8 protein-coding genes are annotated in these 14,561 nt (G+C 44.4%); 1 reads left to right on the forward strand and 7 read right to left on the reverse strand.

The genetic code is table 11. The features are described 5' to 3' along the window. Positions 1-22: 22 nt before the first annotated feature. The 6 genes from hemE to CXF58_RS08490 form a co-directional block, all read right to left on the reverse strand. Positions 23-1,159, reverse strand: a complete 1,137-nt coding sequence (hemE, locus tag CXF58_RS08465; protein WP_068404521.1) for a uroporphyrinogen decarboxylase — start codon at positions 1,157-1,159, stop codon at positions 23-25. Positions 1,160-1,368: 209 nt separating this feature from the next. Beyond that, positions 1,369-2,541, reverse strand: a complete 1,173-nt coding sequence (proB, locus tag CXF58_RS08470) for a glutamate 5-kinase (protein WP_102077198.1) — start codon at positions 2,539-2,541, stop codon at positions 1,369-1,371. A gap of 109 nt (positions 2,542-2,650) precedes the next feature. Continuing rightward, positions 2,651-3,853, reverse strand: a complete 1,203-nt coding sequence (gene cgtA, locus CXF58_RS08475; RefSeq protein ID WP_068404524.1) for an Obg family GTPase CgtA — start codon at positions 3,851-3,853, stop codon at positions 2,651-2,653. Between the two features lie 321 nt (positions 3,854-4,174). Further along, positions 4,175-5,620 (reverse strand): glyceraldehyde-3-phosphate dehydrogenase, encoded by a 1,446-nt coding sequence (locus CXF58_RS08480; protein ID WP_068404526.1) that lies wholly within the window; start codon positions 5,618-5,620, stop codon positions 4,175-4,177. Between the two features lie 378 nt (positions 5,621-5,998). Then, positions 5,999-7,282, reverse strand: coding sequence for a lipocalin family protein (locus tag CXF58_RS08485; RefSeq protein ID WP_082894268.1), 1,284 nt, complete (start codon positions 7,280-7,282; stop codon positions 5,999-6,001). Positions 7,283-7,843: 561 nt separating this feature from the next. Then, complete coding sequence (locus CXF58_RS08490) at positions 7,844-8,968, reverse strand: NUDIX domain-containing protein (protein WP_102077199.1); 1,125 nt, start codon at positions 8,966-8,968, stop codon at positions 7,844-7,846. Positions 8,969-9,174: 206 nt separating this feature from the next. Between CXF58_RS08490 and hemP the strand changes: the two genes are divergently transcribed. Further along, positions 9,175-9,333: a hemin uptake protein HemP gene (gene hemP, locus CXF58_RS08495; RefSeq protein ID WP_227672156.1), complete on the forward strand. Its 159-nt coding sequence runs from the start codon at positions 9,175-9,177 to the stop codon at positions 9,331-9,333. Between the two features lie 122 nt (positions 9,334-9,455). Here hemP and CXF58_RS08500 read toward each other — a convergent pair whose 3' ends face one another. Beyond that, positions 9,456-14,471: a translocation/assembly module TamB domain-containing protein gene (locus tag CXF58_RS08500; RefSeq protein ID WP_102077200.1), complete on the reverse strand. Its 5,016-nt coding sequence runs from the start codon at positions 14,469-14,471 to the stop codon at positions 9,456-9,458. Positions 14,472-14,561: the final 90 nt, after the last annotated feature.

Raw genomic sequence — 14,561 nt, forward strand, 5'->3', positions numbered from 1 at the left:
TAACGATATTAAATTTTATAACTTAAATTTTATAATCATGTACCGCATCGATAAAGACTTTGGCATTATCAGGATTGACCCACTGGGTAATACCGTGACCTAAGTTTGCCACATAGCCGGTTTTTTCGCCACTGGCGTAAGCGCTATCGAGCATCGCGTTGACTTCAGCACGGATAGTTGCAGGCGAGCCGTACAAGGTTGCGGGGTCTAAATTACCCTGAATGGCTTTGCTACTTTGTAGTTTTTTATGTTGCTTGGTCAATTGGCGCTGACTTTCTGTCAATACTTGACGGGCGCGATCAATAGGCATTGTCCAGTCTAAACCTAGCGCATCGGCCTCACTATCCGCTTGCACATCGAGCCACAATCCACCGCCTTTGGTAAATAGTACGACTGGGATTTCTGGATGACGTACCTTTAGCTCAGCGACAATACGCTTATTATAGGCATGCGAGAAATTCACAAACTGACGATGACCAAGCGCCCCGCCCCAGCTATCAAATATCTGCAAAATTTGTGCGCCAGCAACCACTTGCGCATCCAAATAATCAATCACTGACGTTGCCAATTTATCTAATAATTGATGTAAAAACTCCGGATTGCTATATAAGAAACCCTTGGTATAGCGATAATCTTTTGAGCTGCCGCCTTCAATCATATAAGTCGCTAGCGTCCAAGGGCTACCCGAAAAGCCGAATAACGGCACTTGTCCGTTTAGTGCTTTACGAATGCTCGTCACCGCGCGCATGACATAATCAAGCGAGTCATTCATATCGAGTACCGGCAATCTGTCTAAATCCGCTTGCGTACGAATCGGATGCTTAAACTTCGGACCCTCGCCCGTTTCAAAATACAGTCCTAGCCCCATGGCATCAGGAATGGTCAAAATATCACTAAATAAAATTGCGGCGTCCAAGTCATAACGGCGCAGCGGCTGCAAAGTGACTTCGGTCGCACGCGCCGTATCTTTACATAGGCTCATAAAATCACCGGCTTCGGCACGGGTGGCTTTATATTCTGGTAAATAACGGCCGGCTTGGCGCATCATCCATACGGGCGTGGTATCTATGGGCTCAAAGCGGAGTGCTCGTAGCAATCTATCGTTTTTTAAAGGCGCAAAGTTCTGCTCAAGCGCATGGTTACTGTCTGAAGCACTCATGTACAACTCTCCAAAACAGCCCTATATTCAATAAAATAAATAACAGGGCAAGATAAAATAAGTGAAAGAAAAGATTAATAAACGCTTATAACGCATAGATAGCAGCATTTAATCCTAAAAAGCTTCATAATGATTTGATATCAGCTTCTTTATATTAAATACCATTTACTATTAAGCTTTGAGAACACCTACCGATTAAAGGGGTATAACTACACGGTTAACGCTAAATTGTCGCGATGTACCATGACCACACGCTCTTCCTTGTTACCAAGGATTCTATCAAACTGCTCTGTACGCTCGCGAGCCACGCGGCAAGCGTCACGCGATGAGAAGTTCACTTGACCAACAGCGATACGCTCGCCCGTGTCTTGATTGACAATCTCTACCACATCACCTTCATCAAAATCACCGCGAACCTCGACGACGCCAACTGGCAATAAGCTCTTGTGATGTTCGACAACCGCTTTTGCAGCCCCAGCGTCTACAATGAGCGTGCCTGACATGCGCAAATGCGCCGCTAGCCACTGTTTACGAGCAATGATTTTATCGGCATCATTAGTAGTCAATAACGTACCGACCGCTTCGCCAGAAACCACACGCGTAATCACATCGTCGATAGCGCCACTGACAATAACCGTTGGACAGCCGCCCATGGCAGCTAAGCGTCCAGCACGGATTTTAGTCAGCATACCACCGCGACCAAGTTTACCGCCATCGCCAGCGATATCAAATAAGTAATCGGCCATCGCGCGCTCTTGACGAATCATTTTGGCATTCGGATTGTTACGCGGATTATCAGTAAAAACGCCTTCTTGATCGGTCAAAATAATGTATAAATCGGCATTGACCATCGCCGCCGCCATCGCGCCTAAGGTGTCATTATCGCCGAATTTAATCTCATCAATGGTAATGGTATCGTTTTCATTGATTACGGGCAGCACACGCCATTCTAATAACTGCGTCAATGCTCCCGTGGTATTTAAATAGCGACTACGATTAGACAAATCATCATGAGTTAATAATAGCTGCGAGCTTTGAATACCATGCTGAATCAATGCTGACCACCAGGTTTCAATCAAGCCCATCTGTCCGATGGACGCACAAGCTTGTAGCGCCGCCAGTTTCCTTGGGCGCTCGTCCAGATTCATCCGCACCACGCCTTCAGCAACCGCACCTGACGACACTAGCAATACTTCCACACCTTGCTTATGCAGTTTGGCAATCTGCTTTGCCCATTCGTAAATGGCAGTTCGATCAAGCCCTCGTCCATTATTGGTTAATAGCGATGAGCCAATCTTGACAATAACGCGCCGAATATCAAAGTTGCGAGCTTGCTTAACAAACCTTGCTTCTCCTGTCGTGTTCTCTATGTCAACTGCCATATAAACTCCTGTTGCTAGGGTAAATGAATTACGTGAATAATATTAGAACTGTACGCACACCTATTTAAAAAACGAAACATTAACTTTTGCCAATTTAACCTTAGATATATTAAGGAACGTATACCACTTCGACGCCATCGTCGAAATCGTCATCGTCGTCTAAATTGGTACCTTCACGCGCTGCTTTACGAGCCGCACGATAGGCTTCACGCTGCGCTTCGGTATTCAAACGAACTTCTGCTTCTAAGCGCTCAAAACGCTCTTTTTGGGCTTCAGCAAAAATCGGATCTTCGAGTTCACGCTCACGCTCGCGCTCGATCTCATTCATCAAATGGTACTTAATCGCATCAACGCCTTCGCCGGTCAAGGTTGCGGTACGAAATACCATACCTGTCCAACCAAGCTCAGCCACAATATGGGTACAAAGCTCGTTTAAGTCTTCTTCGGCAACCTGATCAATTTTATTTAGCACCAAAATCTGTGGCAAATTGGCCAATTCAGGTGAAAAACGCTCAAGCTCATTTAAAATCACGCGCGCGTTTTCTACTGGGTCGCTGCCATCGATCGGTTTTACATCAACCAAGTGTAACAGACGGCGTGTACGAGCGACATGCTTTAAAAAACGAATGCCAAGTCCTGCGCCTTCTGACGCGCCTTCGATTAAACCCGGAATATCTGCCATCACAAATGAGCGGTGACGACCGATATCAACCACGCCTAAGTTTGGCACTAAGGTGGTAAAGGGATAATCGGCAACCTTAGGTTTGGCGGCAGATACCTGACGGATAAAGGTTGATTTACCCGCGTTAGGTAAACCAATCAGACCAACGTCAGCGACTACTTTTAGCTCAAACTTCAGCACCTTTAATTCGCCTTCAAAACCTGAAGTGGCTTTGCGCGGTGCTTGGTTGGTCGAGCTTTTAAAATGGGTATTACCCAGACCGCCGTCGCCGCCTTTGGCAATCAGTAGCGTTTGACCAATTTCAATCAAATCGCCTAATACTTCGTCGGTTTCGGTATCAACCACGGTCGTACCAATTGGAACTGGCAAATAAATATCGTCAGAGCCCTTACCTGAACAGTTCTTACTATGACCGTTTTCACCGCGCATGGCGTCATAACGACGGGTATAACGGTAGTCAACTAAGGTGTTGGTATTGTCATCGGCAATGACATAGACATCGCCGCCCTTACCGCCATCACCACCGTCAGGGCCACCACGTGGGACATACTTTTCTCGGCGAAAACTGGCGATTCCGTTACCACCGTCACCTGCTTTTACCGTTACGACGGCTTCATCAATAAATCGCATCTTTCGTTCCTTTATTTACCATCTCGTTTATCAACTTACAGTCAGCGACTGTATTTTAGATGGTAGCTATATGTTTGGTAGTTATGAATAACTTAAAAAAATATAAAATCTTCTTTAAAACGGCATTTACTAAAATGTCATACCACGCTTAGCATTTAGCATGACAACAACACCCGATAACCATTCGGACTATCGGGTGTTTGAATACTGCCGTTAATAATTTACACCGATTTATCTAGGATAAAACTTACTTTCGTCCCGCTATTTTGCCTTAGCATTTTATCTAAATACAAACGGCTAAGATAGCAGCTGTGCAAATTTTTACGCTGGAATTTGCGCATAGCTGATGCCAGCCATTTGCGTGGCCAAACGTAACACCTGCGTGCTATAGCCAACTTCGTTATCGTACCAAATATAAACGATAGCATGATTGTCTGTCAAAATCGTCGCTTGCGCATCGACGATACCGACATGCGTATCACCAACAAAATCAGTTGATACCGCTTCGGTAGAATCTGTATAAGCAATCTGAGTTTGCCACTGACTGCTATTAGACACTTTACGCATGAACTCATTTAACGCCTCGGCACTGGCTGGCGCCGTTTTAAGGTTTAAGTTCAAAATCGCTAAGCTGACGTTTGGCGTTGGTACACGAATCGCATTACCCGTCAATTTACCGCTAAGCTCTGGTAGGGCTTTACCGACCGCTTTTGCCGCGCCAGTACTGGTGATAACCATATTCAATACCGCGCTGCGGCCACGGCGATCAGCTTTATGATAATTATCAATTAAGTTTTGATCGTTGGTGAACGAGTGAATAGTTTCTACGTGACCGTTTTCGATACCGTATTCATCATTTAAGACTTTGAGCGTTGGGGTAATCGCGTTGGTGGTACAGCTCGCTGCACTGACGATAGTGTCATCGCCGACCGTATCGTTATTGACGCCATAAACGACGTTTTTAATATCACCACCAGCTGGTGCTGTTAATAATACTTTTTTCACACCAGTCGATTGTAAATGCTTGCCAAGACCGTCTTCATCTTTCCAAATACCAGTATTATCGATGACCAATGCATCGTTGATACCATAAGCCGTATAGTCAATCTCGCTTGGGTCTTTGGCATAAATAACTTGTACAAAGCGGCCATTGATAATCAAACCATTGTTTTCATCATCGACAACGACGCCACCAGCGAAGCTACCATGGATTGAATCACGCTCAAGCAATGAAGCACGCTTAGCCAGATCGCCCGCTGCTGCTGGACGCACCACAATGGCTTTTAGCTGTAAGCCTTTAGCGCTTGACGCTTGTGACAATAAAAGACGCGTTAAGATACGACCAATACGGCCAAAACCGTATAGCACCACATCCGTTGCGCCATTGCTTGCAGCGTTATTGTTGTTAACAGACTCTAATGCCGCTTGTAAATCACTGTCATTAGCAATCAATTGACCAACATCGATACGCGCCGCTTGGATGTCTTTATTCTCTGCAAGCGTTTTAACCATCGCTAAAGTATCCGCGACAGCGATAGGTTTAGCACCTTTATCACGCAGCGCGACTTTTTGATGCAATGCCAGTATTTGACCCACAGAGGTTGTATCTAGCGTATCACCAAACAATGTCACTTGCACATCTTGCTCATTATAAAGCTTATTTAATAAGCCCATAAGCTCGATGGCTTGTTGCTCTTGTTGGTTATAATTGCTCAAATGGTCTTGATGTAATTGGCGTAAGGTATCAGCGTTGCTCACGAGAAACATCCTTTTGGTCAGTAATTAGGTAGCAGAAAAGTAGGAAGAAATATAAATAGATAGGTCATCATTGTTTAAATAACGATATTAAAACGGTCATGCTCGACTTTGGCGGTAGTGATTGGCAATAGTAACTATCACTAACTAGCGTTACAGTCTTTATCGTAACCGTCTTTAGATAAGGTAGATTCTAGCCTAAAACGCCCTATTTTGCTAGTGATAACCGAATTTGACGTACTTATCGCGTTTTTCATAGCTTTATAAGTTACTGCATAAAAATAAAGGCAGCTTGCGCTGCTGCTCTATTATCAATTAACGATAAATCAAACAAAAATATGATAATTATAAAATACTTATATGGTTATGCCATGTATGGTTATGAAAAACTTAAGGAACCAACTTTACCGTCTGATTGGTCTGCAGGGTAAGTTTAAATTCTTTTAAATCGTAGCCCTGCTTTTGGGCAATTTGGCGATATTTTGCATAGGTCTCTTGGCTAACATTCGGCGAACGAGCCAGTAACCACAGATAATCTTTATCTGGCGTGCCAACCAATGCCGTTTTGTAATCTGCATCACGAGCAAGTACCCAATAATCGGCGCGGCCAACAGGCAACCAGCGAATCCACGACGGTAAAAAAGTAACCTTTAATTTACTACCCGAAGCATCAGCAGGTTTAGCTAAGCCTTCTGCGGTAATGGCTGAACCATCTTGCGCTTTACATTGATTAAACACCTTAATGCCTGAACCGTCAGTTTTTTCAATATAAGTCGCCGTCACATCACTGGCACAGTTGCGCTGGAAATACATCGGTAAACGACCTATCTCATACCAAGTGCCGGCATATTTTTTGAGATCAACGCTATCAACTGTGGTTGGTACGCTAGCAGATTTATGGATAATTGCATTTGGCTTAATGGATAACGTCTCTGTGACGGTTTTAGCCGTTGTTGCGTTCGCTGTCACCCCAGCTTTAGCCGCGGTATTGACAGGCGGTGTTGCCGCATAGGCTGAGAACGCAGCCAATGGGATAATAATTGCTAGAGCAATACCTGTATGCTTGATAAGTCCATTCATAAATATACGCTCTGGTATTGTTGGTAAACCCATATCTTCATTGCCGTCGTCTGTATCAACAGTTTCAGCAGTAATAGACTTATTGGATTTAGTATTACCATTTAAGCTTTTCGCTGAGATGTCTACAGCAGCATCAATATTGATATCGGTAGTATTGATATCAGTAGTTTTTTGCACTTTCTTATAAGCAGGCGCTTTTTTGTATCCGCCGCCATTTTGAAAACTATTGCTTTGCAAATCTTGAGTGCTTTTAAAACTTGTATTATGGTTATTTTGATCGTGATTGCTGCTATCAATCAATACAGACTTTGCGGCTTTAGGCGCGTTTTGTCCACTCTTTTTATAGACAAATTCATTATCTGTTGCTGATGCCTTTAGGGTGACATCGCCTACTGGCATATCGTTCGCGCTATCATTGTGATAGCTAGCATCATTGCTGGCATCACTCGATTGTGACGTATTATCTGTCTTGCGATAACCTTTTTTTAAATAGTTTTTATCAAGATAATGCTGACTTGATTTAGTCTGCTGTGATTGAGAACCAGCTGCCTGCGAATCAGGCCATGCTGACTTAGGTAACTTATTGGTTTTCATAGGAGTACCATTTATTAATAGTGTTAGTTAAAATTTTTCATTTATCAAATTTTATAGCGATTAACTCAGTATAAATAATGCTCAACAATTACTTTAAATACAAAAGACAGATGAGTGAAAATTAAATACTGGATTACTTATATTTACTATACCTTTCAGTGGCGCTGTGATGAATAAAATCACGATAGATAAGAAGTGGGTGGATAGCAATTGGTTAAATAGCAAGTGATTGGATAAAAAGTTGCTAGATGAATTGCCCTTAACAAACTGATTCTGCGCCCTTTGGTAATTTGCAGGTTTATAGTAATGGCAAAGGGCTAAGCAAAACAGTGTAGCAATGTAGGAAAACGCAACGGTTTGTAAGTAATTCTGTATTTACGCCATACAAGCAATACATGGTTACCTTGTGTAAAAATAGATTTAAAATCAGTGGTTTGCCCCCATTAAACCTCACTCTTGTATGGCCTTACATTTGCTTTCAGTTTTTGATTTACCTTTCATATTTTGGTTAATTATTGGCCTAAAATATACTCTCAAATACTATAAAGACCATGTTAAAAATTACCGTAAAAACTGACTAATGCCAGCAACAGCAATGCCGCCATACTGCTCTGCTTGAGCCCTCATTGCTGGCGATAAACCACCTAAGCCAATCACTGGTATATCGGCTAATTCTGCTAATATCGACCACGCTTGCCAGCCAAGTGGCTCGACATCAGGATGGGTTTGGGTTGCTAAAACTGGCGATAGAAAAATACCGATAACGGGTGATAATTGTTGCTCTAAACGTCTATGCGCCAACTTATTAGCGGCAGCGACACTTTCGACGTCATGACAACTTACAATCAGTGGATAGTTTAATAAACCGTCGTGAATTGCATTTTTGCTTTGGTGAACATCGTTATTAATATCGCTTAAGCCGCGTATAAGCTGCGTCTGGGTTAACTGCTTTGCGACGATTTGATGGTTTATAGCTTGCTTATGTGCTTGGTCGCTTTCAAATTCAGCTGGTACAATCGCCTGTATATCTGCACGCAAGCGTAATAACTGCGCTATATTATTATCTGCATCCATGGCTTTTGGACGGACATAAACCCAAGCATCATGCGCCAAATGCGCTGCATGAAACTGTAGCCAAGTTGCTGCTGGATCAGCCGCGTCGTTAAAGTGTGCCAATGGATAAGTAATTGCTATCTGTTGTGGTAAGCGCAACCATGCAAGAATGGTTTTATTAGCGGCTGGCAGTTGATAATCTCCTGCCAATAACTTCGATTTATCCACCCAAGTTAATGCTTGACCCTCCAATCCCTGCTGGCAATGTCTATGCTGTTCATACTGCTGCGCACTTAGTGCTACCTTGTAAACCTGCAAACATACCTGCTTATCACCATAGTCATGATGCAGCCGACCGAGTTTCACCGCAGTATTATTTGCGATATCAATGCCCGTCTCTTCAGCCACTTCGCGTATCAGCGCTTGCTGAGCGGTTTCATTAGCATCTATCTTGCCGCCTACAAACTCATAACGATTACCTTGATGCTGCGATGCATTTCTGAAGCCGAGCAAATACTGATGCTGATAATAAATGACCGCCACCGCAACATTGACGATTTTTAGTGGTTTATGGGCCCTTGCCTCATTTTTAGCGAACGAATTTTTGCTTGAATTCTCTAAATAACTGCTCATTCTATTGCCCTTTATAATGGTACGACTGTTTTGATTTATAGCTTTTGTAAATGCTGCTTTATATAAGTTTACATAATAACTGTGATTTATTTTATCAAATAGCTTGCAAAAGCTTTCAATGTAAATGATAATTATTATCGTTAATGACTTACTTTACCCCACTGCCTTATTTTTAATTATTTTATCAAAAGGAATTTACTATGAGCATGGTCATCTCTCGTTATTTAAACTGCCGCGAAAACCGTTTGCCTACGCTACAGTCGCAGCACCTATTTGCGCTAACCAAAGAAGTGCGTATCGAGCACGAAGGCGAAGAATATCGCTTACGCTTAACGCGCAATAACCGCTTAATTTTAACCAAATAAATCAACTGCTCACCGCATAAAAAAACGCCTTTTAATAAAGGCGTTTTTTATTGCATTAAATGAACTACTAACAAGCGACTTAAAAATCGACAGTATAGTAAGGCTATTAAAAGCTTAAGTGCTTAGAACTGCCAACTATAAACCACATCGACCGCGTTTTCCGCCGCTGAAGTTGCTTCGACATAAATGCGGCGCGTTAGCTGATAACGGATAGATAGGCTATTTTGTGCATTAAACACTCCGACTCCGTAGCGAATATACAAATCAGGGGTTACATAACCGGTGACGTTGACGTTGGTGTCATCACTGCTGCCTGACGCATCAACGGTTAAGCTTTGGAAGCCAAACGCTTGGCCTATCTGGTTGGTCAGATTGCGCGTGCCACTCAGCCCAAAGCTTAGTCCCGCCGCCGCAAGGTTATTGGTCACCTGCGATTTAAAGCCTTGCTCACTGATTTGCGTCGCGCTCTTATTATTAATACGACCCGTTATCAAGGCATTCATCGCTTGCTGCTGGGTTAAGCCAGCATTGTTAAAGACGATAATATTTGGATTTTCTGTATTGCCTTTAACGCGTACGCCGACGGTCTTACCGCTGATGGTTTTCACCGCCTCAATGCTCAGATTTGGTTTCATCACATCGCCATTAAAACGCACTTGACCGTAATTCAGCTCTAAGCTCTGACCAAAAATATTGACATTGGTACGACGAGAAACCTGCACGACGCCTTTGGCGCGCATAACGCCTGTGCCATTTTGGGTGACATTAATCGCCCCTGCTAACGGAATCACCGCACCAAAGCCGCGGAAATTGATGTCATCGCCCAAGTCAATACCGATGTCGGCATTGATTGACCAAGGTTTTGAAATCGCTAAAACCTCATCAATATTACCAATCAAACGGCGATCAAGCACCACCGCATCTTCGGTTTGGGTAATGATATCTTCACTAGCTTCTGGTGGACGAATGGTCGCTGACGGCACACTGACCGCGCCAGTAATATTGACATAACGGTCACCTGGACGCACAATAATGTCGATATCAGGGTTAATCTCAGCCAACAATAATGGCGGCTGGGTCAATACCAAACGCTCGCCAATGATGCTGAGCTTAGCTTGCAGTTTTTGTTGCCAATTTACCGTACCAGTCAGCTTGCCCGTACCGGTACCACTATTAAAAGTGCCGTCGATATTCGCCTGCGTACCACGAATTTTGGCATCGACATTGACTTTTCTTAAGTTGATAGGTAAATCAAGTATCGCAATACGGCCATCTGCCAATTTCACATCGCCATAAAACTGTGGTTTATCGAGCGTCCCACCCAAACCACCTGCCATAGTGATATTACCTTCGAGCACGCGCATACCGGGGAAGAAAGGCTTAAACACTGCCAAATTCAGCTCATTGAGCACCAGCGCACCCGAGATAGGTTTCGGTGTTTTATAAGGGTCAACGATAACCTCAGCATAGCCACGCGCACCGCGACCAGTATTGATGTCCGTGCGCAGTTTGATGCCTTCAGGGACCGACAAAGCAATGACCGACACGCGCTTATAAGGCAAGGTAACCGGCTGACTATCGCCATCTTGCATCAAGCCGATTTTGCCGTTGTCAGAATACAGCGTGGTATTGATCGTCGGCGGACGACCACGTTGCCAACCGACGATAGCTTTACCATTAATTTTCGCTTGCCAATCGATATCTTTGGGTAAAAAGACCGAGAATAGTGAAGTATCCAAGTTTTGTACCGCTACATTGACTTGACCTGCCGCTGGTGAAGCAATGAGATTCTCACGTAAACACAGCTTGCCCGTTTGGTCGGTCGCCTGCCAACAGTGGGCGGCAAGCTGCACTTTTAAGTCGGTAGAATTATTACCCTGCTTTTTGGGTAAATTGACAATCAACTGCGCAGGTTGTAGTTGGTTTAACGTCGCATATTTTGATTTGATACGCCCTTTACCAATCACCCCTGACCAGCTGAGCTTATCGCGATTAAAGCCACCCTTAAGTCGAGCGCCGATAGCAAGTTCATCATTTGCCACTTCAAGAATGACCACATGCGCCTGCTCAGTGCCATTAAAAGTGGCATTGACCTTTTTAAAGCTCTGACCTGCCGCATCCAAACCTTCGGCGCTAATAATAAGCTGGCTTGGGCTATTGGCCAAATTGACCAGCTTACCGCGGATACGACCTTGACGCAAAATAAAGCCCGGTAGCGCTAGTCGCTCACCAACCAAGTCGATATAAATCGTGGGCAGCGCCTGTCCTTCCGGCTGCGACAAGGTTGCGCCTCCCGTCACTTTACCAGCAAGCTTATCTGATAGCTGGTCAAGACTGGTGATATTAATCTTAGCTTGTAGCTGCTTAGCATTGCCATTAGCAGTAAGATAATTGTCGCCCCAACGTAGCACCAAATTATTGGCATTTAAGCTATCGATTAGCGCATTAACTTGCTGATACTGTGCCTGTGCATCCTGTGCTTGTAAGCGTTTAAAATAACTGCCCAAGTCTTTTGGTAGGCGCAGCTTCGCCGCCAGACTACCTTTGGCACTGAGCGGCTGGCCTTTTAGCACGCCACTTAGGTTAACTTGTTTGATATTAACGATTTGCTGATTGTCACCCCAGCGCCCATCGGTATCAATAGTGCCAGTGATGGTACTTGGGATATCTTTAAAGAAATAACCCAAGTTAAAGCGATTCATCACCGCCTTAACATCCCAAGCGATACCTTTACGCACATCGACCGTACCATTGGCATCGATACTACCTGCGGCGCCGACATGGCGGAAACGCTTGATACGAATCAGCTGTGCGTCACCACTGGCGTCAATGCTAAGTTTACCGGCTGGCAGTTGCTCAGCATCTAATACACCATCAAATTTCACCGCAAAGTTTTTCAGCTTACCCTTTGCGTTAGCATTAGCTTGGTTCTTTGGCGGCGTTTGCCACACACCGCTGGTTTTTAAATCACCAGTGATAATGGCGGCATTATTGGGTAAAAAATAGCCAAGGTTAAATTTGTCAAAGTGGCCATCGACTGTCCAGCCAATGTTTTGACGTAAGTCAATGACACCGTTCGCTTTTACTGCGCCGGCTTCACCGTTATAGTTGAGTTTACGAATACGAATCAGCTTTGGCGTACCAGCAGCATCAATCGATAAGCTGCCCTTTGGTACGTCAGCGGTATCAATGTGACCATCAAAACGAGCATCAAAAACAGACAGCTCGCCGCCGATAATATCAACGCTAGCATCACCGCTGCCCGTGATACCAATAGCGCGGCTATCTTGGCTGGCATCGAGGTTTGCTTTTAAATCGGTATTAGTAAAGCTAATAATATGGCGCTGACCTTTGACACGGTTTTTACTGATATTGAGCATGCGCCCGCGCGCATTGATATGCCCTGTTAAGCGCTCAAGCGGTAAGTCACTACGATATTTTTTGGGTAATAAGCCATTGGTACGCGCATCAATTTGCCACGTTAGCGGGCGTTTTTTACTGGCCAGTTGAATCTGCCCTGTACCAGATAGGTCGCCTACTATACCTTTGTAATTAAGACGGTTGATATTAATCACGTCGCCGGCTTTACGCACGCGCACATCGTAGTTGCCTTTAGGGGCGACATTTAACTCATTAATTACCGCTTTGCCATCGACCGATAAATTCGAGCCGCGGATAATAACATTGGCTTGTCCGCTTGGACTGTCGACATTACCGATATTAGGCAAATTGCGGCGTACCAAATTTTGCCACTTGGCGTCGATATACCAAGGCGTGACTTGCTTAGCATTGGCGCTGCGACCACGAGCAGGCGTTTTGCCGCGCACGATGTTGGCATTGAGATGCTCGCCATCGCGCTGACGCAAATCTGCATCCATCTCTAGATTGCCATTTTTATTTTTATGCTGATAATGTACCGATAAGCGACCATTGAGCTTTTGCGGCGCATAGGGTTTAAAGTCGGCATATTCATCTGGAATCGCCTGACGAATATCAAAATTACTGCCCGTGGCGCGGACTACCGCATCAAAACTCTCTTTCCAGTCCAAAATACCTTGCAATGTCAAATTGCCTGCTGGTACTTGCGCATCCAAACGATCAACGCGCAGCTGACTGTTGGCGATAATACCGCGACCTTGATAGTGACCCGATGGGATATCTTTGGCGGTCAGCTCGGTATTGATACGCAGACGTATCTCCGAGATGACGCCCGACGCGGTCGCCATGCCGCTTTTTAGGTGGATATTTTGGCTATCGGCATAAGGAATTAAAATATCGTCCCATTTAAGTTTCGCTTGAAACGGCGAACCTTCATCTAGGCCCTGCACCACAAAATCACCGCTGACATCGCTGTCGTTATAACGGCTACGGACTTTACCAACGGTACGTTTTAGCGTACCGGTTGCGGTGATATTTAACGGGTCGATATAGGCTTTTTCTAACGCACTTACCTCGACAATTCCGCTCAAATCTAAAGGATAGTCGCCTTGTAAATCTGCCTGACCTTTTAAAGCGCTGACTTTTACAATATCCGCATACTGCAATTTGCCGCGCCCGACGTTCACCACGCTACCAACCCAAGTCAAATCTCGCGCTTCGATATCATGCACGACGATAGGGTCTTTGGTGACTTGTTTATAAATAATGGTTTTTATTTTTGCTTGATCAAAGCGCAAATTGACTGGCAAGCTAAGCGTTCGATAATCAAACGGCTCGCCCGTAGGTGGCTTATTATTGATAATCTCAATGGTTTGAATGTCGGCATCACGCAGATGCACTTCTTTGGCAAATACTGCGCGCCAGCCTATTTTGACATAAGCTTTATCGACCAATATCTCAAGGTCTTCGGTGGCGTTGATATCGATATCGCTGACCCAAATACCATCGCGCAGATTACCCCGACCGTATTTAAACTTAACTCCCGTTTCAGCACTGATTTTTTCTAAAATGAACTTTGTGCCCGACTCAGTACCGACCGCATATAAAAATATGGCGAACATAATCGCCAGTACAATCAAAATAAGAACCGTTAATTTGAGCAAAAAAGACAGGGGAAACCAACGTCTAACAGCGCGGGCATCGCGCTGTGCTGGATCTTCATCCGAGGGCTTATTTGGCGGGGTATTTTTGGTCAACATGACACTCAGCTATGTTAAAGAAGGTTTACCAGCAAGCGCTAGAATGAAAAATAAGGCGGTTTTTGCGTTTTTATCAAGACTGCTATAAGC

The organism is Psychrobacter sp. Sarcosine-02u-2 (assembly GCF_002836335.1).
GTDB lineage: Bacteria > Pseudomonadota > Gammaproteobacteria > Pseudomonadales > Moraxellaceae > Psychrobacter > Psychrobacter faecalis.

Coding starts and splice junctions, on each gene's coding strand:
- hemE (WP_068404521.1), bottom strand. CDS start 1,159: ATGAGTGCTTCAGACAGTAACCATGCGCTTGAGCAGAACTTTGCGCCT.
- proB (WP_102077198.1), bottom strand. CDS start 2,541: ATGGCAGTTGACATAGAGAACACGACAGGAGAAGCAAGGTTTGTTAAG.
- cgtA (WP_068404524.1), bottom strand. CDS start 3,853: ATGCGATTTATTGATGAAGCCGTCGTAACGGTAAAAGCAGGTGACGGT.
- CXF58_RS08480 (WP_068404526.1), bottom strand. CDS start 5,620: ATGTTTCTCGTGAGCAACGCTGATACCTTACGCCAATTACATCAAGAC.
- CXF58_RS08485 (WP_082894268.1), bottom strand. CDS start 7,282: ATGAAAACCAATAAGTTACCTAAGTCAGCATGGCCTGATTCGCAGGCA.
- CXF58_RS08490 (WP_102077199.1), bottom strand. CDS start 8,968: ATGAGCAGTTATTTAGAGAATTCAAGCAAAAATTCGTTCGCTAAAAAT.
- hemP (WP_227672156.1), top strand. CDS start 9,175: ATGGTCATCTCTCGTTATTTAAACTGCCGCGAAAACCGTTTGCCTACG.
- CXF58_RS08500 (WP_102077200.1), bottom strand. CDS start 14,471: ATGTTGACCAAAAATACCCCGCCAAATAAGCCCTCGGATGAAGATCCA.